Raw genomic sequence first — 23,005 nt, forward strand, 5'->3', positions numbered from 1 at the left:
CGCATCCCGGCCCGGAGCGATCCGCCTTACGAATCCCTGACGTGCCGGCGCCGCATGGGTCCAGGGGCGCATGCCTGGTCGTACCGTCGTCACCATGCTGATCCTGGTCACCGGCGGTGCGGGCTTCATCGGCTCGCACGTCGTCACCGCCCTCACCGGCGCCGGGCACGAGGTGCGCGTGCTCGACGCCCTTCTGCCCGCCGCGCACCGAGCCGCCCCGCCGATTCCCGAGGGAGTGGACTGGCGGCATGCAGACGTCCGCGACGCAGAGGCTGTTGCTGACTCCTTGCGCGGTGTCGACGCCGTCTGCCACCAAGCTGCCATGGTCGGGCTCGGCAAGGACTTCGCCGACGCACCCGACTACGTCGGCTGCAACGACCTCGGCACCGCCGTGCTGCTGGCCGGCATGGCAGAATCCCGGGTGCGCCGTCTGGTGCTGGCGAGTTCGATGGTGGTCTACGGCGAAGGGCGCTACGCATGCCCTCGCCACGGTGTCGTCCGGCCTGGGCCGCGCCGGGGGGACGAGCTGGAGGCGGGCCGCTTCGAACCGCCCTGCCCCCAGTGTGGTGAGCAGCTCGCCCCGGGGCTGGTCGAGGAGGACGCGCCGGCCGACCCGCGCAACGTGTACGCGGCCACCAAGCTCGCCCAGGAGCACCTCGCCGGCGTGTGGGCACGGGCGGTCGGCGGGCGGGTTGCGGCACTGCGCTACCACAACGTCTACGGGCCCGGGATGCCGCGCGACACCCCGTACGCCGGCGTCGCCTCCCTCTTCCGCTCCGCACTCGCACGTGGCGAGTCCCCGCGGGTGTTCGAGGACGGCGGGCAGCGGCGGGACTTCGTCCACGTCCGGGACGTCGCCACAGCCAACCTCGCCGCCCTGACCGGGGCGGACGGCCTTCCGGACGGCACCCTGCGGGCCTACAACGTGGGCAGCGGCGAGCCGCACACGGTGGGGGAGATGGCGACCGCGCTCGCCGTGGCGTACGCCGGGCCGATGCCGGTCGTGACCGGGGAGTACCGGCTCGGCGACGTCCGCCACATCACCGCTTCCTCCGAACGGTTGCGTGACGAGCTGGGCTGGAAGCCGCAGATCGCCTTCGCGAAAGGAATGGCGGAGTTCGCGGCGGCACCGCTGCGCGGCGCGTGACCGGTGATCACGGCCCGACCTCCGGAGGGATCGTCCTGCTGAGAAGGTAAGGAAGGACCCTGCACTTCCCGGCAGGGTCGGCCCTTCCGCCTGGTGGAACGTCAGGCCGCGACCGGCAGGCGGACCTCGAAACGGCAGCCGCCGGGGACGTTGCACACCGCCGCACGCCCCTGGTGGGCCTCCACGATCCCGCGCACGATCGCCAGGCCCAGACCTGCTCCGGCCGGTGGGGTGCGGGCGTCGGTGCCGCGCCATCCGGTGTCGAAGACGCGGGGCAGGTCCTCCGGGGAAATGCCGCCGCAGCCGTCGGTCACCGACACGACGACGCTGTCCGCCTCCGCGCGGGCGGAGACAGCGACCGTGCCGTCGGTGGGCGTCCGGTGAATCGCGTTGATGAGCAGGTTGGCCAGGACGCGGGACATCTCGCGGCCGTCGACCTCGACCGGAACGGGCTCGACTCCGTCGCCGACGAGTCGTACGCCATGCTCCCTGGCCAGTGCGTCGGCGCCGGCGAGCGCGTCGCCTACGAGGTCGTAGACCGACATCCGGGTGGTGTTCAGGGTGAGGACGCCGGCCTGGATGCGGGAGAGTTCGAAGAGGTCGCCGACCATGTCGCTCATTCGCTCGACCGCGGCGCGGATGCGGGTGTGGTAGACGTTCGGGTCGTCGACCACGCCGTCCTCCAGGGCCTCGGACATGGCCTGCAGGCCGGCGAGCGGCGTGCGCAGGTCGTGGGAGATCCAGGCGACCAGTTCGCGGCGGGAGTTCTCCAGGGCCTTCTCCCGCTCCCGGGAGGCGGCGAGCTTCGCGCTGGTGGCGGCGAGCTCGCGGCTGAGCGCGGCCAGTTCGGCCGTGGGTGCGATGGCGGGCGGTGTGAAGCGGCCGTCGTCCCCAAGAGCGCGGGTGGCTTCTGCCAGGGCCCGGCTTCCTTTCACCACGCTGCGGCCCAGCACGAGCGCCACCGCGAGCGACACGACCGCCGCAATGGCACAAACCATGGTCACGACCCACAGGTCGTGGTCGGACAGCAGCATCGCCCAGGACACCAGCATCGTCCCGGAGAGCATGGCGGCGATGGTCACCGCGGCGACGACGGCCAGCGACAGGGCGACCGAACGGTTCCGCAGCAGTCGCAGGACCACTGTGCCGGCCAGTCCGGCACCGGCCGCGCCGATGGCCGCGTAGGCGGCGATCAGGAGGGTGTCACGCAGCATCGTCGGCTCCGTTCGGCCGGGGAGGGTCGAACCGGTAGCCCACACCCCACACGGTGCTGATCAGCCGGGGGCGGGCGGGGTCGTCCTCGACTTTCTCCCGCAGCCGCCGCACATGGACGGTCACGGTCGACAGGTCGCCGAACTCCCAGCCCCACACCCGGCGCATCAGTTCCTCGCGGCTCGTCGCCTGCCCGGGGTGGCGCAGGAAGAACTCCAGCAAGGCGAACTCCCTGATGGTCAGGGCGAGTTCGGTACCGTTGCGGGTGGCGCGGCGGGCGGTCGGGTCCACGGCCAGCGGGCCGGAGCGCAGCCACGGCTCGGGTTCCGCTTCCCGGGCACCGGTCCACGTGCCGGCGCGGCGCAGCACCGACTCCACGCGCAGCACCAGTTCGCGGGGGCTGAAGGGCTTGGTGACGTAGTCGTCCGCACCGACCTCCAGGCCGAGGATGCGGTCCTCCTCGTCGCCGCGCGCCGTCAGCATGATCACCGGCAGTGGGCCGTCCTGCCGGAGACGGCGGCACACCTCCAGCCCGTCCATGCCGGGCAGCATCAGGTCCAGCACCACCAGGTCGGGCTGTTCAACGGCGGCCCGGGCGACGGCGGAGGGACCGTCGGCTGTCACATCGACGACGAAGCCCGCCCGGTCCAGGTAGCCGGCGACGACCTCGGAGACGGTCGGGTCGTCGTCCACGACAAGTACGCGTTTCACAGCGTCGAGTCTCGCACCGGCGTGCGGCTGCCCGAGGGAGCGGCGGCGGCCGTCAGCAATCCGTAAGGTCACCAAGTCCCTTATGTCTGCTTTGTGTCCGTAGGGTGAGTGAGGTGACCGAGACACCCCTCTCTCCACCTGCTCCCGTTGATGTGGTGCTGCCTTGCCTCGACGAGGCCGAGGCCCTCCCTTGGGTGCTGGACCGCATCCCCTCGGGCTGGCGCGCGATCGTCGTCGACAACGGCTCCACCGACGAATCGGCGGACATCGCCCGCACCCTCGGGGCGCATGTGGTGCACGAACTGCGCCGCGGCTTCGGCTCCGCCTGCCACGCCGGGCTGACCGCCGCCACCGCCGACGTCGTCTGCTTCTGCGACTGCGACGCCTCCCTCGACCCCGCGCTGCTGCCCGCCGTCACCGGACCCGTCCTCGACGGCTCGGCCGACCTGGTCCTGGGTCGACGCCGACCCACCAGCCCCCGGGCCTGGCCCCCGCACGCAAGGCTGGCCAACCTGGCGCTGGCCCGGATGATCCGGCGGTGCACCGGACTGCGCTTGCACGACCTCGGCCCGATGCGCGCCGCCCGCCGCGAGGCCCTGCTGGCCCTCGCTCTGACCGACCGGCGCTCCGGCTACCCGCTGCAGATGGTGGTCCGCGCCGCCGACGCGGGCTGGCGGGTGGCGGAGAGGGATGTGCCGTACAGCCCGCGCACCGGCCGCTCCAAGGTCACCGGCACCTGGCGCGGCACCTGGCAGGCCGTACGCGACATGCGCGCCGTCCTCGCCGAACGCCCCGCCACCGCACCTGGCGCCGACGCGGGTGCCGCGGGAACCGGACGATGAGCACCCGGCACGCGGTCACGGAGCCGCTCACCCTGCTGGTCATCGCCAAGGAGCCCGTCCCCGGGCGAGTCAAAACCCGGCTCACCCCGCCCTACACGCCCCACGAGGCGGCCGCCCTGGCCGAGGCCGCCCTCGTCGACACACTCCACGCGGTGCTCCAGGCTCCCGCCCACCGCCGCCTCCTCGTCCTCGACGGCCGTCCCGGCCCGTGGCTGCCACCCGGCTTCGATGTCGTCCCGCAGGTCTCCGGCGGTCTGGACGAGCGGATCGCCGCCGCCTTCACCCACTGCGGCCCTGGGCCCGCCCTGCTCGTGGGCATGGACACCCCGCAGTTGACCCCGGACCACCTCGCCGGGGTCGGCCGCGACGGTCCCGACGCCTGGTTCGGTCCGGCCGCCGACGGCGGGTTCTGGGCACTCGGCCTCGCGGAACCGGACCGCGCCCAAACCCTCGTACGGGGCGTACCGATGTCCACCGACCGCACCGGAGCGATCCAGCGCGCCCGGCTCACCACGGCGGGGCTGAAGGTCACCGACCTGCCGGTACTGCGCGACGTGGACACCGCCGCCGACGCCGCCGAGGTCGCCGCTTGCTGCCCGCCCGGCTCGCGTTTCACCGCCGCCTTCGACCGGGCGGAGGCCGCACGGTGAGCGCCGCGGAGCCCGTCGTCGCCGAACGGGCCGAGTCGGCCTCCCCGGGACACCCCCAGACCCCGATGGCCCAGCCTGCAGGACCCCACCCGTCGACTCGGCACGCCGACGGGCTTGCGCCCGGGGTACCAGGCGAGCCCTGGACGCACGATCCCTACACACACGCCCTGCGCACCGGCCACGGCCCGCTCCGCCTACGCCGCCTGTCGCCGCCGGCACATCCGGACGGGCCCGGCAGGTCAGGGGAACTGCTCCCGCTCGATATCGAACGCTGGTGCGCGCCGCCCGACGCCGCCGACCTGGACGTGCTGCACCGCTGCCACGGGCCCGTTCTGGACATCGGCTGCGGACCGGGACGCATGGTGGCCGCGCTCGCCGCCCGCGGCGTACGGGCGCTGGGAGTGGACGTAAGCCCCGCCGCCGTCGCCCGGACCCGGCGCCGGGGAGGAGCGGCCGTACGACGCTCTGTCTTCGCACCCCTGCCCGGCGAAGGCCGCTGGGCCACCCTGCTCCTGATGGACGGCAACATCGGCATCGGCGGCGATCCGACCGCCCTGCTCACCCGCCTGCGCGCCCGCGTCGTCCCCGGCGGGCGCCTGCTGGCCGAGGCCGCCCCACACGACGTGGACGAACGCCTCACGGTCCGCGTCGAGGGCGCCCAGGGCCGCCATGGGCCCTCCTTCCCCTGGGCCCGCCTGGGCACCACCGCCCTGCTGCACGCCGCCACCACCGCCGGCTGGATCCTCACCAGCTGCTGGACCGCTGACAACCGCTCCTTTGTCGAACTGCACCGCCCATCGGAGGACCTCGACATACATGCCCCGGACGCCGAAGGAACCGACCTGCCATGACGGATGCCCTCAGCGCTCGCCGGTCGCCTCCCGGGCGGGCCGAGCCCCCGCCCGGTCACCCTGCCGTGCCCATGAGCCGCACCACCGGTCGTGTGCGAGCGCGCACCGCCGTCACCGCGGTGCTCCTCGCCTCACTCACCGCCGTCGTCGCCGACACCGTCCGCGCCGGCGACAACCAGAGCAACCCAGGCCGCGTCCTTGCCGGGTACGCCGTGGCCTGGGCGCTGTTCGCCGCCGCCGCATGGGCCGTGCGCAAGGTCCCGGCACGCGCGGCGAACCTCCTGGTCCTGGCAGGTGCGGCCGCCGTCGCCGTCGCGGGCCTCGCCGCGCCGCCCCGCACCAGCGACGACATGTTCCGCTACGCCTGGGACGGGCGCGTCCAGGCCGCAGGCATATCCCCCTACGCCCACCCGCCCGCCGCACCGCAGCTCGCCGGCCTGCGCGACAACTGGCTCTTCCCCGACCACAGTTCCTGCGCGGGCTGGGGCCTGCACCGCACCGACACCGGGCTGTGCGTCCGCATCAACCGACCCACCGTGCCCACCATCTATCCACCCGTCGCAGAGGGCTGGTTCCTCACCGTCCACGCTCTCTCCCCGCCCGGCGGCCGCCACAAGCCCCTCCAGATCGGCGGCGCCGCCCTGGCATTCGCCACCACCCTCGCCCTGCTCACCGTGCTGCGCCGGCGCGGCGATCCGCAGCGGGCCCCGGCCCGGGCCGCGCTGTGGGCCTGGTGCCCGGCTGTCTCCTTCGAAGCGGTCAACAACGCCCACATCGACACTCTCGGCGTCCTGCTCACCGTCCTCGCCCTGGGTACCGCCACTGCCGGGACCCGTCGCGGTGCACTCCTGGGAGCCGCGATCGCCGTGAAGATCCTGCCCGTCCTTGCTCTGCCCGGCGCGCTGTCGGGACAGCGCAGCCCGGCCCGCATCCTCCGCGTGGCATCGGCAGCGGTTGCCGCAGTCGCGCTCGCCTACCTGCCCTACGTCGCCGCCTCCGGTGCCGGCGTCCTCGGCTACCTGCCCGGCTACCTCCAGGAGGAGGGCTATGAACCCGGCGACGTACGACGCTTCGCCCTGCTGCGCCTTCTGCTGCCGGACGCCGCCGCCGGCGTGGCCACGGTCGTGCTGCTCGCCTTGACCGCGCTTTGCGTGTGGCTGCGGGGAGACCCCACTCGTCCCTGGCACGGCGCCCTGCTGCTCACCGGCACTGCCCTGCTCCTGATCTCACCCAACTACCCTTGGTACTCCCTGCTCGTGGTCGCCCTCGTCGCGCTCGACGGTCGCTGGGAGTGGCTGACCGTTACCCTGGCAGGAACCGTCCTCTATCTCGCCGGCCGCCTGCTTCCAGGTTTCCCCCTCCAGGCATGGGCGTACGGCACGGCGGCCGCCGCCGTCGCACTCGCCGCCTGCCTGCGCGCCGCTCCGGCACAACGACTGTTGAAGCGACGCCACCGCTCGGCACCGGCTGCTGTCCGGCCCGGGCGGCGAGCAGCTGCTGATTCAGCCGTTCCTGATCAGCGAGGCGTCGGCGGACGGCCCGATCCGCACCACTACGTCATGGCCTCTACGCCGACCGTGCACATGGACCGCGAGTGAGGCGGCATGGACCCCGACACGGCAGCGGTAGTGACGGTATCGGGCACGATGATCGCCGCGATCGCCGCGATCGCCGGGGCCTGGCTGAAGACACGGGGACAAGCGCGGCGGTCCTGTGAGGAGTCCCGCCGACCGCGGCGCGTTCGGCGCCGGCACCCGAAGATGCTGCCGGAAGGGGCGCGGGCGCGGCTGTTGGAGACGGTCTCCATCGCCCGGGATCGGATGGTGATCACGTGGCTGGCGGACGGCGGCTTCCGCATCGGTGAGTTGTGCGGACTGCACCTGGCCGATCTGCATCTGCGCGAGCTGCGCCGAGTGCCGCTCGGCTCACGTGCACCTGTGCCACCGGGAGGGCAACGTCAATCGGGCGGCGGCCAAGACGAAGGTGGAGTGGCAGGTGCAGGCGGGCCTCGTATGTGGCGGGCTGGTGCGGCGGGTGAGTCCGGCGATGAGCCACACCTATTTCGAGTACATGACCACCGAGTACCCCCGGGCCGCCGCCGAGACCGGCGGGATGCTGCTGGTGCAGCTCGCGGGCCCGCGGGCGGGGCGGTGGGCGACGGACGGCGCGAGGCGGATGCTGGGCCGGGCTGGGGAGCGCGCCGGCTTGGGCAGGATCCGGCCCCACGGGTTTCGGCACTCGTTTGCCACCGCGGTCCTGGACGCCTCCGACGTGACCGCAGCCCGACCGGCAGCCCCGGACACCCGGCAGCCCCCAACGGCCACCGGACACCCAGCCCTGCCCACAGCAACCCCGACCTGCTGCTATTTACGCGTCAGAGGCACTTTCTGCTTCCTGACCGCTTGTCGGACAACCCGCTTCATGAAAGCGCGAGGCTACACCGGTGTGGAGGCCGCCATGGCCAGGGTGTAGGCGGTCACCACCCACGAGACGTGCCCGAGGCCGCCGAGGTGCCGCACGATCGTGGGGATCGCAGTGCCCACGACGTTGGTGTCCAGCATGCCGAGCAGCATCGCCGGCATCAGGCCCAGCAGGGTCCACCAGACCCGGGGTACATCAGAGCCTCCAGCGGTCCCGGAGCGGTTCAGGCAAAGGACGCTGCTGCTCAGTCCCCATGGGGCCGGGCCAGGCCGTGGTCGTAGGCGAAGATCACCGCCTGGATGCGGTCGCGGGCGCCGATCTTGGCCAGGACGCGGCCGACGTGGGTCTTCACCGTGGACTCCGACAGGACGAAGTGGGCGGCGATCTCGCCGTTGCTCCAGCCCTTGCCGATGGCGACGAGGATCTCGCGCTCACGGTCGGTCAGGGAGCTCAAGCGCGGGTCCTCGGCGGAGTCGCCGCCGAGTGGCACGAGACGGGCGAACTCGTGCAGGAGACGGCGGGTGAGCGCGGGGGCGATCACAGCGTCTCCGGCGGCCACGGCCCGGATGCCCGCAAGGAGTTCCTCGGGGCGGGCGTCCTTGAGGAGGAAGCCGCTGGCTCCGGCACGCAGAGCCGCATACACGTACTCGTCCAGGTCGAACGTGGTCAGCATCAGGACGCGCGAGCGATCGCCGGCGGCGACGATGCGACGGGTGGCCTCGATGCCGTCCATGCCAGGCATGCGCACGTCCATGAGGACGACGTCGGGCCGGAGTTCGGCGGCCTTGCGCACCGCTTCCGCTCCGTGCGCGGCCTCTCCGACCACCTCCGTTTCGGGCACGGAGTCCAGGAGCATGCGGAAGCCGTAGCGCTGGAGTGGCTGGTCGTCCACGACGAGCACGGTGGTCACCGGGCACCGCCCTGGGGAGTGAGGTCGAGTGCGGCCCGTACCGTCCAGCCGGCGCCCGTGGGACCCGCGCTGACGTGTCCGCCGTAGAGAGCCGCTCGTTCCCGCATGCCCACCAGGCCGTGTCCTTCCTCGTTCGCCGTGCCGGGACGGTCGGCCGGGACGAGTGGGCCGGAGTCCTGGACGGTGATGGTCAGCCGCGTGTCCTCCACGGCGATGGCCAGGCTCGCACGCGCGCCGGCGCCGGCGTGTTTCAGGGTGTTCGTCAGGGCCTCCTGCACGATGCGGTAGACCGTGAGCTGGACCCCGCTGTCGAGGGCGTCGACGTCTCCGGCGGTACGGTAGACGACCTCCAGGCCGGCGGCGCGCACCCTTTCGCACAGCGCGTTGATGTCCGCGAGACCGGGCTGCGGGCTCAGTTCGGGCTCGGCCGGCGGGCCGTCCGCCTCGCGCAGCACGCCGAGCACCCGGCGCAGTTCGCCCAGGGCCTGCCGACCGGTGTCACCGATGAGGTGGAGGGCCTCCTTGCCCCGCTCCGGAGCGACCCCGGCGGCATAGGCACCCGCGTCGGCGAGCGTGATGATGACGGACAGGTTGTGGCCGACGACGTCGTGCATCTCGCGCGCCACCCGCGTTCGTTCGGCCGCGACTGCGAGCCTGCCGCGCTGGTCGCGCTCGATCTCCAGCCGGGCCGCACGGTCCCGAAGCCCGGCCAGCTGGGCCCGTCGGATTCGGATCATCAGGCCGAGCGCGAGGGCCGCGGTCGCCGTGCTGAGCAGGAAGAACAGCGCGTCCCAGACCGACACCGCCACCGACACCCGCGCCGCGACCAGGCCGAGCGCGCCCGCCGTGGCCGCACAGGCCCACGGCAGCTGCCGGAGCCGCCCGTGCAGGGCCAGGCTGTACAGGGCGACGAAAAGGGCGACGTCCGCACGGAGCGCGGCGCCGAGGGACCACTGAAGGACGAACACGGCCGCGACGGCGCCAAACGCGGCTGCGGGCACCCGGCGCCGCCACAGCAGCGGCAGCACCAGCCCGGCCTGCAGGGCCAGCATGCCCGCCACGGGCAACCGGGTGAACACCAGGCGGAAGCGGCGCGGGCCGTCGCCTTCCCCGTCGATCGCGCCGACCGCGTGCAGCAGGTCAGGCAGGCAGAACATCAGGAAGACCAGCACCACCACAGCGGTGTCCAGCACCCACGGACGGGCCCGGTCGGCGTGCCGGAGCCGCTGGCCGGCCCGGCCGAGCCGGGCGACCAGCGGCCCCATCCCGCTGAGATCTTCGGTGGTCACGGAGTTCACCAGCCCATCATGCGGGTGGCTGCCGCTCAGACGTCGCTGCGCAGCAGCCGGTACGCCGCGGCGGCCAGCGCCAGTGCCGTCCAGCCGAGGAAGACCCAGAGCCCGGCGCCCGGCGACAGGGCGGTCGAGTCGTGGGTCAGGGAAAAGATCGACTCGCCGGCGTGGCTCGGGAGGTAGGGGTTGATGTTCCCGCTCCATGAGCTGGGCAGCAGGGAGACCAGTCCGGGTACGAGCATGAGGGCGGCCACCAGGACCGAGATGCCGCCGGCCACGGACCGCAGCAGCGCACCCAGGGCGGTGCCGATCACGCCGACCAGGCCCAGGTAGAGCCCGGCGCCCAGCAGGCTGCGAAGGACACCGGCGTGGCCGAGGCTCATGGCGGCGGGTGTGCCGGAGACGACCTGGCTGCCCACGAGGAAGGCGACGAAGGCGCCGACGGTGGCGATCAACAGCGCGACCAGCCCGTACACAGCCGCTTTGGACCACAGCACGGGCAGTCGGCGTGGCACCGCGGCCATGGTGGAGCGGATCATGCCGGTGGAGTACTCGCCCGCCGTGACCAGGACGCCGAGCACGCCGAGGGCCAGCTGGGCGAAGTTCGTGCCGAAGAGGGACAGACTCACGGCGGTCGCGTGGGCGAAGTCGCCGTCCATGGGGCGGCCGGAGTCGATCCCGGACTTGTAGCGGTTCGCGGCGATGACGCCGAAGGCGACAAGGAACAGCAGGCCCAGACCGAGAGTGATCCAGGTGGAGCGCAGAGACCACAGTTTGGCCCACTCCGAGGCCAGCACGCGCCGTCCGGTCACCCGGTAGGCGGGGCGGGCCGGCGCGGCCTGAGCGGTCCCGGGGGACTCCGGGGTTGCCGTGAGGGTGCTCATGCCGCGCTCCCGGAGGTCTCGGTGCCGGTCGTGGAGCCGTGGTACTCCACGGCGTCCCTGGTCAGTTCCATGAATGCCTCCTCCAACGACACCGCCTTCGTGGTCAGCTCGAACAGCGGAATCCTGTGCTCGGCCGCCTTCAGCCCGATCTCGCGGGCGGACAGCCCGGTCACCTGCAGTTCCTCGGAGCCCACACGGCCGGTGATCTCCACGCCGTCTCCGGCCAGCACGTCCCGCAACCGTGCGGGGTCGTCCGTCGCGACCTTCACGGTGTCGCCGCCCGCCTCGCGGACCAGGTCCCGTACGGTCGTATCAGCCAGCAACCGTCCACGGCCGACGATGATGAGGTGATCAGCCACCAGTGACACCTCGCTCATCAAGTGCGAAGAGACGAACACCGTGCGTCCTTCGCCCGCAAGGGAAGTGAGCAGGTTCCGGATCCAGAGGACGCCCTCGGGGTCCAGTCCGTTGACCGGCTCGTCGAGCATCACGGTCTGCGGATCGCCGAGCAGGGCGGCCGCGATGCCGAGCCGCTGGCCCATGCCGAGAGAGAAGGCACCGGCCCGCTTCTTCGCGACGCTGCCGAGACCGGCGAGTTCGACGACCTCGTCGACCCGGCGGCGCGGGATGCCGTGGGTGAGGGCGAGGGCCCGAAGGTGGTTGTGGGCCGAGCGGCCCGGGTGGATCGACTTCGCCTCCAGCAGCGCCCCGACCTCCTGGAGCGGCGCCTGGTGACGGGCGTAGCGCCTGCCGTTCACCGTGACGGAGCCGCTCGTCGGCGCGTCGAGCCCTACGATCATGCGCATCGTCGTGGACTTGCCCGCCCCGTTGGGGCCGAGGAAACCGGTCACCGTGCCCGGCTTCACGGTGAAGTCCAGCCCGTCGACGGCTGTCTTCTCCCCGTACCTCTTGGTGAGCTGCTGTGCCTCGATCATTCGCGTTCCCTCTTTCGGACTGGCGCGCCCTGCACGCCTGACGCCTCCTTCGTCACGCTAAGCCCGCGATCTGCCGGATCCGGTCGTACCGGGGGCCTGAACACCGCCAGGCAGGTGGTACCGGGGTACTACAGCCTGGTGCCCCCATCACTTCGGCACCGGATGCCCGCTCGGCCGGCGCGGAACCGCCCCGTCGACGCATCCTGCGGACCGACATCGGTGAAACCACAGGTCAGTCCGCCTTGCGGAACAGCCCCTCCTGCACCACGGACACGATCAGTTGCCCCTCGAGGTTGTAGATGCGGCCCCGGGCAAGGCCCCGGCCGCCCACCGCGATCGGCGACTCCTGGTCGTACAGGAACCACTCGTCCGCACGGAACGGGCGGTGGAACCACATGGCGTGGTCCAGCGACGCCATGTCGAAGCCCCGCGGCCCCCACAGCGGCTCGATCGGGATGCGCACCGCGTCGAGCAAGGTCATGTCACTGGCGTAGGTCAGCGCGCAGGTGTGCACGAGCGGGTCGTCACCGAGCGGCCCCACCGCGCGCATCCACACGGCGCTGCGCGGTTCGGCTTCCTTGACGTCCTCGGTGCTCCAGCGCAGCCGGTCCACATACCGGATGTCGAACGGCTGGCGCCGTGCCATGCGCTCCAACTGCTCCGGCAGCGCGCCCAGATGCTCCCGGATCTCGTCCGCGACCGTCGGCAGGGACTCCGGATCCGGGATCTCGCGCGCCGGTGGCAACTGGTGCTCGAAGCTCCCTTGTTCAGGCTTGTGGAAGGAGGCGGTCAGATTGAAGATCGTCCGGCCCTGCTGCACCGCCGTGACCCGGCGGGTGGTGAAGGACCGCCCGTCCCTCACCCGCTCCACCTGGTACACGATCGGCACCCCCGGCCTGCCCGGGCGCAGGAAGTACGCGTGCAGCGAATGGACCGGGCGCTCGCTGTCGGTGGTGCGTCCGGCGGCGACCAGTGCCTGACCGGCCACCTGACCCCCGAAGACCCTCTGGAGGGACTCCTGCGGACTGCGGCCGCGGAAGATGTTGACTTCTATCTGCTCCAGGTCGAGCAGGTCGACGAGCCTTTCGGCCGGGTTCGTCATGGGTGGCAGGCTCCTGGGTTCAGAACGGGTCGGCGTCGGCTCACAGCTGACCGACGTCGGTCACGCGGACGACCGCGCGGCCCTCGGCGTCGGATGCGGTGAGATCGACTTCGGCGCTGATGCCCCAGTCGTGGTCGCCGGCGGGGTCGTCGAAGATCTGCCGCACACGCCACAGCCCGTTCTGCGGCTCCTCCTTGATCACGAGCAGCTTGGGTCCGCGGGCGTCGGGACCGGTACCGAGGTCGTCGTGCTCGTCCCAGTACTTGTCCATCGCCTCGCCCCACGCCTCGGCGTCCCACCCGGCCTCGGCGTCCATCTCGCCCAGCTCCGCGACCTGGTCGAGGGCGGCGAGTTCGACGCGGCGGAACATGGCGTTGCGGACCAGGACGCGGAAGGCGCGCGCGTTGGCGGTGACCGGCTTGACCTGGTCGGCCTTCTCCTGGGCCTGCTCGGCGGTCATCTCCTCCGGGTTGGCCAGCTGCTCCCACTCGTCCAGCAGGCTGGAGTCGACCTGGCGCACCATCTCGCCGAGCCAGGCGATCAGGTCCTGAAGGTCCTCGGACTTCAGGTCGTCCGGGACGGTGTGCTCCAGGGCCTTGTACGCGCTGGCCAGGTAGCGCAGCACAATGCCCTCGGTGCGGGCCAGCTCGTAGAAGGACACCAACTCCGTGAAGGACATGGCCCGTTCGTACATGTCGCGGATCACGGACTTCGGCGACAGCGGGTGGTCGCCCACCCAGGGGTGGCTCTTGCGGTAGGTGTTGTACGCGTGGAAGAGCAGCTCTTCCAGCGGCTTGGGGTACGTGATCTCCTGGAGGCGCTCCATGCGCTCCTCGTACTCGACACCGTCCGCCTTCATCGCGGCCACGGCCTCGCCACGCGCCTTGTTCTGCTGGGCGGCGAGGATCTGCCGCGGGTCGTCCAGCGTGGACTCCACGACGGACACCATGTCCAGCGCGTAGGACGGCGACTCGGGGTCCAGCAGTTCGAACGCGGCCAACGCGAAGGTGGACAGCGGTTGGTTGAGCGCGAAGTCCTGCTGGAGATCGACCGTGAGGCGGACGACACGGCCCTCGGCGTCAGGCCGGTCGAGCTTCTCCACGATGCCGCCGTCCAGCAGCGATCGGTAGATGGCGATCGCCCGCCGGATGTGCCTCAGCTGCTGCTTGCGCGGCTCGTGGTTGTCCTCCAGCAGGTGCCGCATCGCCTCGAAGGCGTTGCCGGGCCGTGCGATCACCGACAGCAGCATCGTGTGCGTCACGCGGAAGCGGGAGGTCAGCGGTTCCGGCTCGGAGGCGATGAGTTTGTCGAAGGTGCTGTCCGACCAGCCGACGAAGCCGTCCGGTGCCTTCTTGCGGACGACCTTGCGGCGCTTCTTCGGGTCGTCGCCCGCCTTGGCGAGGGCCTTCTCGTTCTCGATGACGTGCTCGGGGGCCTGCGCGCAGACGAAGCCCTCGGTGTCGAAGCCCGCGCGGCCGGCCCGGCCGGCGATCTGGTGGAACTCACGGGCGCGCAGCGTGCGTACGCGGCTGCCGTCGTACTTGGTCAAGGCGGTGAACAACACCGTGCGGATCGGCACGTTGACGCCCACGCCGAGCGTGTCCGTTCCGCAGATCACCTTCAGCAGACCGGCCTGCGCCAGCTTCTCCACCAGGCGCCGGTACTTGGGCAGCATGCCGGCGTGGTGGACGCCGATACCGTGCCGGACGTAGCGGGAGAGGTTGCGGCCGAACCTGGTGGTGAAGCGGAAGTTGCCGATCAGCTCGGCGATCTGCTCCTTCTCCTCGCGCGAGCACATGTTGATGCTCATCAGCGCCTGCGCCCGCTCCACGGCCTGGGCCTGGGTGAAGTGGACGATGTACACCGGCGCCTGGCGTGTCTGGAGCAGGTCGGTGAGCGTCTCGGTGAGCGGTGTGCGCCGGTATTCGTAGGACAGGGGAACCGGTCGGGTCGCCGAACGGACCACCGCGGTGGGGCGCCCGGTGCGGCGGGCGAGATCCTTCTCGAAGAAGGAGACGTCGCCGAGCGTGGCCGACATCAGGACGAACTGCGCCTGCGGCAGTTCCAGCAACGGGATCTGCCAGGCCCAGCCCCGGTCGGGCTCCGCGTAGAAGTGGAACTCGTCCATGACGACCTGGCCGACGTCGGCGTCCTTGCCGTCGCGCAGCGCGATCGACGCGAGGACCTCCGCCGTGCAGCAGATGACGGGCGCGTCGGCGTTCACGGAGGCGTCACCGGTGAGCATGCCGACGTTCTCGGTGCCGAACAGCTTGCACAGCTCGAAGAACTTCTCCGACACCAGCGCTTTGATCGGTGCCGTGTAGAAGGTGACCTCGTCCCTGGCCAGCGCGGCGAAGTGAGCGCCGGCGGCGATCATGCTCTTGCCGGACCCGGTGGGCGTCGACACGATCACGTTGGCTCCGGAGACCGCCTCGATCAGCGCCTCCTCCTGGTGGGGGTAGAGCGTGAGACCGCGCTCCAGCGCCCAGGATTCGAAAGCCTCGTACAGGGCGTCGGGGTCGGCGGTCGGCGGGAGCTGATCGATGAGGGTCACGCCCCCATCTTGCCTGGCGCCGCGGCCGAGACGGGAATCGGATGCCGGACCGAAGATCAAGACCGCTACGCTGTGTCGCCGACAGGGCATCGGCACACCGGGCCAACTGGACAGCGGCGCAAGAGGAATGGGGCGGGCAGCGGCCATGATGGGACCAGCACACTCACTGTCGGGGGCGGCGGCCTGGCTCGGCCTCGGAGGCGTGGTCGCCGCGGCCGGGCACCCGATGCCCTGGCCGGTCCTGCTGGTCGGTGCGCTGATCTGCGCCGGTGCCGCGCTCGCCCCGGACCTGGACCACAAGGCCGCCACGATCTCCCGGGCCTTCGGACCCGTCTCGCACGCGTTGTGCGAGATCGTCGACAAGCTGTCCTACACCGTCTACAAGGCGACGCGGAAGCAGGGCGACCCGCGCCGTTCCGGCGGGCACCGGACGCTGACGCACACCTGGCTGTGGGCGGTGCTGATCGGGGCGGGCACCTCCGTCCTGGCGATCACCGGGGGCCGCTGGGCGGTGCTGGCCATTCTGTTCGTGCACATGGTGCTGGCCATCGAGGGCCTGCTGTGGCGGGCGGCCCGCGGCTCCAGCAGCGCGGTCCTGGTCTGGCTGCTGGCCGCGACCAGCGCCTGGATCCTGGCGGACGTCCTCGACCAGCCCGGCCACGGATCGGACTGGCTGTTCACCGCTCCGGGCCTGGAGTACCTGTGGCTGGGCCTGCCGATCGTGCTGGGCGCGCTGATGCACGACATCGGCGACGCGCTGACCGTCTCCGGGTGCCCCATCCTGTGGCCGATACCGGTGGGCCGCAAGCGCTGGTACCCCATCGGGCCGCCGAAGGCGATGCGGTTCCGGGCGGGCGACTGGGTCGAGTTCAAGGTGCTGATGCCGGCGTTCATGGTGCTCGGCGGCCTGAGCTGCGTGGTCGCGTTGAGCTTCGACTGACGGCTGAGCCCCGCGGCGCTCGCGGTCCACAGCGCCCGGCGTCCCGCCCGCTCTCAGGCCCCGCGCTCGCGCGGGCCCTGCCCGGCGCACGACCGGGCGGTCCGTCCCGCCGTTCTCGGCGGCCGGTCAGGCGGCCCCGTCTCCGCCGGGGCCCTGCCCACCGCCGTAACGCCGCTCGAACCGGGCGACACGGCCCTCCGAGTCCACCGTGCGGGCCTTGCCGGTGTGGAACGGGTGGCTCTCCGAGGAGATCTCCACGTCCACGACCGGGTAGGTCGCGCCGTCGTCCCACTCGATGGTCTGCTCACTGGCCGCGGTGGACCGGGTGAGGAAGGCGTAGCCGGCGGCGCGGTCCCGGAAGACGACGGGGTGGTAGTCCGGGTGCTTGTCCTGCTGCATGGGTGCTCCTCCTGCGGCGGGGGAGTGGGTGAGGGCACGCGGGCGGCCAGGTCAGCCCTGCGGGCTTTCCTCGTCGACGACGTGCATCGCGGCCTCCTCGGCGGAGGCGGCCGCGCCGTCGATGCCCACGTCGGTGGCGACCAGGGCGCTCTCGTCGTCCTCGTGCGCTCCCTCGTCGGGGGCGACGAGACGGCCGGAGCGGGCGGCGCCGACCTCGTTGTCCAGGAGTTCCCCGTCGCTGTCCTCGCAGTCGCCCATGTCGTCGCCGTCCCAGGCGGGCGGCTCGGGCAGTTCCTCGGCGAGGCGCTGGTCCAGGGTCTCGCCCTGCCGGCGCTCCGCTGCGGTCACGCCGGTGTGCTCCACGGCCCACGGCCGCTCCGGGGGCGACCAGCCGCGGTCCAGGGGGTCGTCGACACCGTCGTACACCAGGGTGTCCTCCGGATCGAGTACGCCCGTGTCCTCCCTGACCTCGGAGTCGTCGGGCTGGTAGACGTCGTCTCCCCATCCGTCGGCGCTGTCCACGGGTACCTCCAGGTGGTGGGGACGGGCCCGTTCTCTCCGCGGCCGGAGCGCGGCCGCCGATGCGCGGAGCACAGCCGACACCCGGAACGAACCGTACGGTTCCCGGGCGCTCCCCGAGCCCTTTCCGCCTTCCAGCCTTCCACCGCTGTTCGGCACCGCGCAACGGCACCGGCCGCGACGCCTGACCGATACCCCGTCCACCACCGGTCCCGGCCAGGTTCCGGCATCGCCCCGCCGCCGCGACGAAGCCGGTCCCGGCGCCCCTCACCGCGCCCGCCACCGCGCCGGCCGCGGTGCCGGTCACCGCTCAGGCCGCGCCTGTGTCGCAGCCTGAGCGGCGCACACCGCACCCGTCACCGCGGACGACAGGTACCGCGGCCCGCAGGCTGTGCGGCTCGCGGTCCGCGGCAGGGGCCGGGGCGGGACGCCATGCGGCAGGGTGAGGATCGTTCGTGCGGTCACCCGTGCCAGGAACGCCACAGGGCAGCGTAGGCGCCGTTCGCCGCGACGAGGTCGTCGTGGCCGCCCAGCTCGCTGATCCGGCCGTTCTCGACCACGGCGATGATGTCCGCGTCGTGGGCCGTGTGCAGCCGGTGGGCGATGGCGACGACCGTGCGGCCGTCCAGGACACGCGCCAGGGACCGCTCCAGATGCCGGGCCGCACGCGGGTCGAGCAGCGAGGTCGCCTCGTCCAGGACCAGCGTGTGCGGATCGGCCAGGACCAGCCGGGCCAGGGCGATCTGCTGGGCCTGGGCAGGGGTCAGGGCAAGACCGCCCGAGCCGACCTCGGTGTCCAGACCGTCGTCGAGGGCACGCGCCCAGCCGTCCGCGTCGACCGCGCCCAGTGCCGCCCACAGCTCGGCGTCGACGGCGTCCGTGCGGGCGAGCAGCAGGTTGTCGCGAAGGGAGCCCACGAAGACGTGGTGCTCCTGGTTGACGAGGGCGACATGGGAGCGGACGCGTTCGGCGGGCATCCGGGAGAGTTCGGCGCCGCCGAGCGCGATCCGGCCGTCCCGGGGGGCGTAGATCCCGGCGAGCAGCCGGCCCAGGGTGGACTTTCCGGCGCCGGACGGGCCGACCAGGGCCAGCCGTGTGCCGGGGGCGACCTTGAGGGAGACCTCGCGCAGCACGTCGACGCCCTCCCGGTAGCCGAAGTGCACCCGGTCCGCGTCCACGTCCCGGCCGGCGGGGGCCAGCGAGTCGTCCCCGGCGTCCGGCTCGATGTCGCGCACCCCGACGAGCCGGGCCAGCGACACCTGCGCCACCTGCAACTCGTCGTACCAGCGGAGGATCAGCCCCACCGGGTCGACCAGCATCTGCGCGATCAGGGCGCCCGTCGTGAGCTGGCCGACCCCGATCCAGCCCCGCAGGACGAATACCCCGCCGACCATGAGCACCGAGGCGAGCACGGTGACGTGAGTGACGTTGATGACCGGGAAGAGCACCGACCGCAGCCAGAGCGTGTAGCGTTCCCACGCGGTCCATTGCGTGATCCGGCGTTCGGACAGGGCGACGCGGCGTTCGGTCAGGCGGTGTGCCTCGACGGTGCGCCCGGCGTCGACGGTCTCGGTGAGCGCGGCGGCCACGGCGGCGTAGCCCGCGGCCTCCGAGCGGTAGGCGGACGGCGCCCGCCGGAAGTACCAGCGGCAGCCGAGCACCAGCAGCGGCACGGCCAGCAGCACGGCCGCGGCGAGCGGCGGCGCGGTCAGGACCAGGCCGCCGAGCAGCAGCGCCACCCAGACGACCCCGATCGCCAGCTGCGGTACGGCCTCGCGCATCGCGTTGGCGAGCCGGTCGATGTCGGTGGTGATGCGGGAGAGCAGGTCGCCGGTGCCCGCGCGCTCCAGCACCCCCGGCGGCAGGCCCACCGACCGGACGAGGAAGTCCTCGCGCAGGTCGGCCAGCATCCGCTCGCCGAGGATCGCCCCGCGCAGCCGCACCTCCCGTACGAACACTGCCTGGACGAGCAGCGCGAGGACGAACAGCCCGACGGTGAGGGGCAGATGCAGCTCCCGGGTGTCGTCCGACACCCGTTCGACCAGGCTGCCCAGCAGCCAGGGACCGGCCATGGAGGCCACCACCGCGACGGTGTTGACGGTGACGAGCAGAACGAAGGCACGGCGGTGCCGGCGCAGCAGCTCGGTCACGTAGGAACGGACGGTCGCGGCGGAGCCGACGGGCAGGGAGTCGGCCGTCGTCGGGGCCGCCGGGTCATAGGCGGGGGGCGCCACGCCGATCATGCCGTCTCCTCCATCTCTTCCAGGTCCTCTTCCAGGTTCTTTTGCCGGTCCTCTTGCAGGTCTTCGTTGGTCTCCCGGCTCACCACCGCGCGGTACCGGGGTTCGGTGTGCACCAGGTCCCGGTGCGCACCGACTGCGGCGACCGTGCCCTCCTGGACCAGTACCACCTGGTCGGCGCGGTCCAGGAGCAGGGGCGAGGAGGTGAACACGACCGTGGTGCGTCCGGCCCGCAGGTCGCGCAGGCCTTGTGCGATCCGCGCCTCGGTGTGCGAGTCGACGGCGGAGGTCGGTTCGTCGAGCACGAGCACCTCCGGGTCGCTGATCAGCGACCGGGCCAGAGCCAGACGTTGGCGCTGGCCGCCGGAGAGGGACCGGCCGCGCTCGGTGATCCGGACGTCCATCGGGTCTTCGGCGGTGGGCGACGCCTGCGCGAGCGCGTCCAGGACGTCGTCGCACTGGGCGGCGGTGAGCGCCTCCCGCGCGGTGACCTTCCCCGAGGCGGGCACGTCGAGCAGTTCACGCAGCGACCCGGAGAGCAGTACCGGGTCCTTGTCCTGGACCAGGACGGCCGTGCGGGCGGAGTCGAGCGGCAGCTCGTCCAGGGGTACGCCGCCGAGCAGCGCGGAGATGCCCGGCTCGGTGGGGTGGCCGCCGAGCCGCTCCGCCAGACGTCCCGCGGCGTCCGGGTCGCCGCAGACCACGGCGGTGAGCCGTCCGGCCGGCGCCCGGAGGCCGGTCGCCGGGTCGTGCAGATCACCTGACGGCACGACGGGTGCCCGTGTCCCGGTCCCGTCGGTGGCCCGCTCCAGGGACAGCACCCGGGCGGCCCGGGTGGCCGACGGGCGGGAGAAGGAGTACGCCATGGCGATCTCGACGAAGTGCCGCAGCGGATAGGTGAGGACCATGACGGAGCTGTAGACGGTGACGAGTTCGCCCACGCTGATCCGGCCCGCACGGGCCAGGTGCACGCCGTACCAGACGACCCCGATCAGCAGCAGGCCCGGCAGCAGGACCTGGATCGCGGCGATCAGGGACCACATGCGGGCACTGCGGACGGCCGCGTGCCGCACCTCCTGGGAGGCACGCCGGTAGCGGTCGAGGAACAGGTCCTCGCCGCCGATACCGCGCAGCACCCGCAAGCCGGCGACGGTGTCCGAGGCCAGTTCGGTGGCGCGGCCCGCCTTCTCGCGCTGGACGTCGGCGCGCCGGGTCGCGCGGGGCAGCAGTGGCAGCACCGCGAGAGCCAGCGCGGGCAGGCCCACGGCGACGACCACGCCCAGGGCGGGCTGGTAGACGAGCAGGGCGGCACAGACCAGCACGATGGTGAGGGCCGCCGCGGTGAACCGGGACACGGCCTCCACGAACCAGCCGATCTTCTCGACGTCCGCCGTGGATACGGCGACCACCTCGCCGGCGGCCACGCGCCGGGTCAGGGCCGAGCCCAGCCCGGCGGCCTTGCGGGCGAGCAGTTGCTGGACGCGGGCGGCGGCGGTGATCCAGTTGGTGACCGCGGCGCGGTGCAGGTAGGTGTCGCCGAGCGCGTTGCCGGTACAAGCCACCGTCAACAGCCCGCCGGCGAGGGCCAGCCGCGCACCCGAACGGTCGACGACCGCCTGGACGGCGAGGCCGACGCAGAACGGCAGGGAGGAGACGGAGGCGAAGTGCAGCAGTCCCCATGCCAGTGCCTGCATCTGGCCGCCCAGCTGGTTCCGCCCCAGCCACCACAGGAGTCGGGGACCCGAGCGTGCGTCAGGCACACCCGGATCGGGATACGGAAGGTCTTGAATCTGCATGACGTCCCAGTGGCTCGTGTCAGGGGCGGAAGGCTGCCGCCGGGGCGGCGGGCGAGCCGTGACAGCCTGGCGTCGCAAAGTGGTCGAAAGCAAACGGTTTTCCGTTGGGGGGAACGGGATTGGCCGCTTCGCTCCCGACCCGCCGGATGCCCGGACCCGCCGCGTTCCGGCTCCCACGTCAGGGGTCTCTGACCAGGAGTCAACGAGCGAGATGCCCTCATAGGGAGGATGTAAGGCTGTTTGGGCCAATCTCGGGTGAATCATGTCGCGCCTCCTGGCCAAGATGAGGACATGCAGACTCGCGGTGCAGGACGTGCGACGGTCGCGGCGGCGACCTGTGGTTTCCTTCTGGTGGCGGTGGCCGCGTGCGGCGGAACACCCAACGAGGTCCGCCACTACGGCGACATACCCAGACCGGGCGGGCCGACGGGGACCGCCCGGCCCGGCGCGCCCGAGGTGCAGTCCCGGGTTCCGGGGATCGGGGACCGGATGTGGGAGCGGATACCCGTCGGCACCCGGCAGATCGTGGCGGTCTTCGGTGAGTACGAGACCTCCCCCTACTCCACGCTCGTTCTCTACGAGAAGCGCGGCACCAGGTGGGAGCCGCAGAGGAGTTGGCCGGCGCACAACGGCAAGCGCGGCTGGGCGACCGACCACCAGGAGGGCGACGAGCGGACCCCGGTGGGAGTGTTCACGCTCTCCGACGCCGGTGGCGTCCTGGACGATCCGGGCGCCCTGCTCCCGTACACCCAGGACGAGGACGCCTTCATCTCCCCCCTGTCCTGGGACGAAGCGCACTGGCACGACTTCGACTACGTCATAGCCATCGACTACAACCGCCTGCCGGGTACCCGTCCGGACGAGCCGACCCGTCCGCTGGGTCAGAGCAAGGGGGGCGGCATCTGGCTGCATCTGGACCACGGTGACGGCACGCTGGGCTGCGTGAGTGTTCCGGAGTCCGCGATGAAGTACCTGCTCCGCAGGCTCGACCCGAAGGACAGGCCCGTCATCGTCATGGGGGACAAGGCCAACCTGCGGCAGTAGCCTTCCCGCCGGCGGAACCGCTCGGCACTCTCCTCGCCCCTGGCGCCGACATGCCGCGTCCGGAACGGCGTTGACGTGCCGAAGGTGCGCTTCAGTGGCCGCGTCCCTGGATGGGCACCGCGCCCACCAGTGTGTCCAGCAGTCCGCCGAGCGTCTCGCGCTCCTCGCCCGTCAGGGGGGCCAGGATCTCCTCCGCTGCGGCGCGGCGGGCGCGGCGCAGCTCACGCAGGGCCGTGCGGCCGTCGTCGGTGAGCTCGATGCGGATGACCCTGCGGTTGGCCGGATCGGGGGCCCGGCGCACCTTGCCGCTCGCCTCGAGGCCGTCCACGAGTGTGGTCACCGCGCGGGGTACGACCTCCAGGGACTCGGCGAGATCCGCCATGCGGGGCGGCTCGCCGAAGTGCGCCAGGGTGCGCAGCAGCCGCGACTGGGCGGGCGTGATGCCCAGGGCGTGCTGTTCGAGGTGCCGCTTCTGGATGCGGTGCACCCGGCGGGTGAGCCGCAGCAGTTGCTCGGCGAGAAGGCCGTCGGGGTCGGGGGAGGTCATGCGGGCACC

The 23,005-nt window shown here is 72.1% G+C and carries 21 protein-coding genes; 7 read left to right on the forward strand and 14 right to left on the reverse strand.

Features of this window, described 5'->3' with window-relative positions; all coding sequences use genetic code 11:
* Positions 1-94 precede the first annotated feature (94 nt).
* Entirely contained in the window at positions 95-1,147 is a 1,053-nt protein-coding gene (locus ACTYVM_RS11730; protein ID WP_445525941.1) for an NAD-dependent epimerase/dehydratase family protein, read from the forward strand.
* A 101-nt stretch (positions 1,148-1,248) separates the two neighbouring features.
* On the opposite strand, the gene ACTYVM_RS11735 is transcribed toward ACTYVM_RS11730, so the two are convergent.
* Positions 1,249-2,361: a sensor histidine kinase gene (locus ACTYVM_RS11735; protein ID WP_445525857.1), complete on the reverse strand. Its 1,113-nt coding sequence runs from the start codon at positions 2,359-2,361 to the stop codon at positions 1,249-1,251.
* The gene (locus tag ACTYVM_RS11740; RefSeq protein WP_445525858.1) at positions 2,351-3,070 is read right to left on the reverse strand and encodes a response regulator transcription factor; all 720 of its coding nucleotides are present in this window, start codon (positions 3,068-3,070) and stop codon (positions 2,351-2,353) included. The genes ACTYVM_RS11735 and ACTYVM_RS11740 overlap by 11 nt, the downstream gene beginning before the upstream one ends.
* A 113-nt stretch (positions 3,071-3,183) precedes the next feature.
* Between ACTYVM_RS11740 and ACTYVM_RS11745 the strand changes: the two genes are divergently transcribed.
* From ACTYVM_RS11745 to ACTYVM_RS11760, 4 genes are all read left to right on the forward strand, one after another.
* The gene (locus ACTYVM_RS11745) at positions 3,184-3,912 is read left to right on the forward strand and encodes a glycosyltransferase family 2 protein (protein ID WP_445525859.1); all 729 of its coding nucleotides are present in this window, start codon (positions 3,184-3,186) and stop codon (positions 3,910-3,912) included.
* On the forward strand, positions 3,909-4,562 hold the full coding sequence (locus ACTYVM_RS11750; RefSeq protein WP_445525860.1) for a TIGR04282 family arsenosugar biosynthesis glycosyltransferase: 654 nt from the start codon (positions 3,909-3,911) through the stop codon (positions 4,560-4,562). The genes ACTYVM_RS11745 and ACTYVM_RS11750 overlap by 4 nt, the downstream gene beginning before the upstream one ends.
* Positions 4,559-5,413 carry a class I SAM-dependent methyltransferase gene (locus ACTYVM_RS11755; RefSeq protein WP_445525861.1) on the forward strand — a complete coding sequence of 285 codons (855 nt, stop codon included), beginning with the start codon at positions 4,559-4,561 and terminating at the stop codon, positions 5,411-5,413. Before ACTYVM_RS11750 ends, ACTYVM_RS11755 begins: the two co-directional genes overlap by 4 nt.
* 71 nt (positions 5,414-5,484) lie before the next feature.
* Positions 5,485-7,011, forward strand: a complete 1,527-nt coding sequence (locus tag ACTYVM_RS11760) for a glycosyltransferase 87 family protein (protein ID WP_445525862.1) — start codon at positions 5,485-5,487, stop codon at positions 7,009-7,011.
* Positions 7,012-7,848: 837 nt separating this feature from the next.
* Here ACTYVM_RS11760 and ACTYVM_RS11765 read toward each other — a convergent pair.
* From ACTYVM_RS11765 to ACTYVM_RS11795, 7 genes are all read right to left on the reverse strand, one after another.
* Positions 7,849-7,995, reverse strand: coding sequence for a hypothetical protein (locus tag ACTYVM_RS11765; protein WP_445525949.1), 147 nt, complete (start codon positions 7,993-7,995; stop codon positions 7,849-7,851).
* 83 nt (positions 7,996-8,078) lie between these two features.
* Positions 8,079-8,744 (reverse strand): response regulator, encoded by a 666-nt coding sequence (locus tag ACTYVM_RS11770; protein WP_445525863.1) that lies wholly within the window; start codon positions 8,742-8,744, stop codon positions 8,079-8,081.
* Positions 8,741-10,009, reverse strand: coding sequence for a sensor histidine kinase (locus tag ACTYVM_RS11775; protein ID WP_445525942.1), 1,269 nt, complete (start codon positions 10,007-10,009; stop codon positions 8,741-8,743). Before ACTYVM_RS11775 ends, ACTYVM_RS11770 begins: the two co-directional genes overlap by 4 nt.
* Before the next feature lie 59 nt (positions 10,010-10,068).
* Positions 10,069-10,920, reverse strand: a complete 852-nt coding sequence (locus tag ACTYVM_RS11780) for an ABC transporter permease (protein WP_445525864.1) — start codon at positions 10,918-10,920, stop codon at positions 10,069-10,071.
* Positions 10,917-11,855 (reverse strand): ATP-binding cassette domain-containing protein, encoded by a 939-nt coding sequence (locus tag ACTYVM_RS11785; protein ID WP_445525865.1) that lies wholly within the window; start codon positions 11,853-11,855, stop codon positions 10,917-10,919. Before ACTYVM_RS11785 ends, ACTYVM_RS11780 begins: the two co-directional genes overlap by 4 nt.
* Positions 11,856-12,087: 232 nt before the next feature.
* The gene (locus ACTYVM_RS11790; protein ID WP_445525866.1) at positions 12,088-12,957 is read right to left on the reverse strand and encodes an acyl-CoA thioesterase; all 870 of its coding nucleotides are present in this window, start codon (positions 12,955-12,957) and stop codon (positions 12,088-12,090) included.
* Positions 12,958-12,997: 40 nt separating this feature from the next.
* Positions 12,998-15,511: a DEAD/DEAH box helicase gene (locus ACTYVM_RS11795; protein ID WP_445525867.1), complete on the reverse strand. Its 2,514-nt coding sequence runs from the start codon at positions 15,509-15,511 to the stop codon at positions 12,998-13,000.
* Between the two features lie 145 nt (positions 15,512-15,656).
* Between ACTYVM_RS11795 and ACTYVM_RS11800 the strand changes: the two genes are divergently transcribed.
* Positions 15,657-16,451: a metal-dependent hydrolase gene (locus ACTYVM_RS11800; RefSeq protein ID WP_445525868.1), complete on the forward strand. Its 795-nt coding sequence runs from the start codon at positions 15,657-15,659 to the stop codon at positions 16,449-16,451.
* 126 nt (positions 16,452-16,577) lie between these two features.
* On the opposite strand, the gene ACTYVM_RS11805 is transcribed toward ACTYVM_RS11800, so the two are convergent.
* The 4 genes from ACTYVM_RS11805 to ACTYVM_RS11820 all read right to left on the reverse strand — a co-directional run bounded on the left by ACTYVM_RS11805 (position 16,578) and on the right by ACTYVM_RS11820 (position 21,405).
* Positions 16,578-16,850 (reverse strand): type B 50S ribosomal protein L31, encoded by a 273-nt coding sequence (locus ACTYVM_RS11805; protein WP_445525869.1) that lies wholly within the window; start codon positions 16,848-16,850, stop codon positions 16,578-16,580.
* A 51-nt stretch (positions 16,851-16,901) separates the two neighbouring features.
* On the reverse strand, positions 16,902-17,372 hold the full coding sequence (locus ACTYVM_RS11810; RefSeq protein ID WP_400029512.1) for a DUF5709 domain-containing protein: 471 nt from the start codon (positions 17,370-17,372) through the stop codon (positions 16,902-16,904).
* A 458-nt stretch (positions 17,373-17,830) separates the two neighbouring features.
* Entirely contained in the window at positions 17,831-19,612 is a 1,782-nt protein-coding gene (locus ACTYVM_RS11815; protein WP_445525870.1) for an ABC transporter ATP-binding protein, read from the reverse strand.
* A complete protein-coding gene (locus ACTYVM_RS11820) occupies positions 19,609-21,405 on the reverse strand; it encodes an ABC transporter transmembrane domain-containing protein (RefSeq protein ID WP_445525871.1) in 1,797 nt (598 codons plus the stop codon). Before ACTYVM_RS11820 ends, ACTYVM_RS11815 begins: the two co-directional genes overlap by 4 nt.
* Before the next feature lie 291 nt (positions 21,406-21,696).
* Between ACTYVM_RS11820 and ACTYVM_RS11825 the strand changes: the two genes are divergently transcribed.
* The gene (locus ACTYVM_RS11825) at positions 21,697-22,449 is read left to right on the forward strand and encodes a L,D-transpeptidase family protein (protein ID WP_445525872.1); all 753 of its coding nucleotides are present in this window, start codon (positions 21,697-21,699) and stop codon (positions 22,447-22,449) included.
* 91 nt (positions 22,450-22,540) lie between these two features.
* Here the strand turns inward: ACTYVM_RS11825 and ACTYVM_RS11830 are convergent, their stop codons facing one another.
* Positions 22,541-22,996 (reverse strand): MarR family winged helix-turn-helix transcriptional regulator, encoded by a 456-nt coding sequence (locus ACTYVM_RS11830; RefSeq protein WP_445525873.1) that lies wholly within the window; start codon positions 22,994-22,996, stop codon positions 22,541-22,543.
* Positions 22,997-23,005 lie beyond the last annotated feature (9 nt).

Source organism: Streptomyces cyslabdanicus (genome assembly GCF_052663305.1).

Excerpts from the sequence above, each read along its gene's own strand:
- ACTYVM_RS11730 (WP_445525941.1), top strand. The coding sequence starts at position 95 with ATGCTGATCCTGGTCACCGGCGGTGCGGGCTTCATCGGCTCGCACGTC.
- ACTYVM_RS11735 (WP_445525857.1), bottom strand. The coding sequence starts at position 2,361 with ATGCTGCGTGACACCCTCCTGATCGCCGCCTACGCGGCCATCGGCGCG.
- ACTYVM_RS11750 (WP_445525860.1), top strand. The coding sequence starts at position 3,909 with ATGAGCACCCGGCACGCGGTCACGGAGCCGCTCACCCTGCTGGTCATC.
- ACTYVM_RS11760 (WP_445525862.1), top strand. The coding sequence starts at position 5,485 with ATGAGCCGCACCACCGGTCGTGTGCGAGCGCGCACCGCCGTCACCGCG.
- ACTYVM_RS11765 (WP_445525949.1), bottom strand. The coding sequence starts at position 7,995 with ATGCCGGCGATGCTGCTCGGCATGCTGGACACCAACGTCGTGGGCACT.
- ACTYVM_RS11775 (WP_445525942.1), bottom strand. The coding sequence starts at position 10,009 with ATGGGGCCGCTGGTCGCCCGGCTCGGCCGGGCCGGCCAGCGGCTCCGG.
- ACTYVM_RS11780 (WP_445525864.1), bottom strand. The coding sequence starts at position 10,920 with ATGAGCACCCTCACGGCAACCCCGGAGTCCCCCGGGACCGCTCAGGCC.
- ACTYVM_RS11785 (WP_445525865.1), bottom strand. The coding sequence starts at position 11,855 with ATGATCGAGGCACAGCAGCTCACCAAGAGGTACGGGGAGAAGACAGCC.
- ACTYVM_RS11790 (WP_445525866.1), bottom strand. The coding sequence starts at position 12,957 with ATGACGAACCCGGCCGAAAGGCTCGTCGACCTGCTCGACCTGGAGCAG.
- ACTYVM_RS11800 (WP_445525868.1), top strand. The coding sequence starts at position 15,657 with ATGATGGGACCAGCACACTCACTGTCGGGGGCGGCGGCCTGGCTCGGC.
- ACTYVM_RS11805 (WP_445525869.1), bottom strand. The coding sequence starts at position 16,850 with ATGCAGCAGGACAAGCACCCGGACTACCACCCCGTCGTCTTCCGGGAC.
- ACTYVM_RS11815 (WP_445525870.1), bottom strand. The coding sequence starts at position 19,612 with ATGATCGGCGTGGCGCCCCCCGCCTATGACCCGGCGGCCCCGACGACG.
- ACTYVM_RS11820 (WP_445525871.1), bottom strand. The coding sequence starts at position 21,405 with ATGCAGATTCAAGACCTTCCGTATCCCGATCCGGGTGTGCCTGACGCA.
- ACTYVM_RS11825 (WP_445525872.1), top strand. The coding sequence starts at position 21,697 with ATGCAGACTCGCGGTGCAGGACGTGCGACGGTCGCGGCGGCGACCTGT.
- ACTYVM_RS11830 (WP_445525873.1), bottom strand. The coding sequence starts at position 22,996 with ATGACCTCCCCCGACCCCGACGGCCTTCTCGCCGAGCAACTGCTGCGG.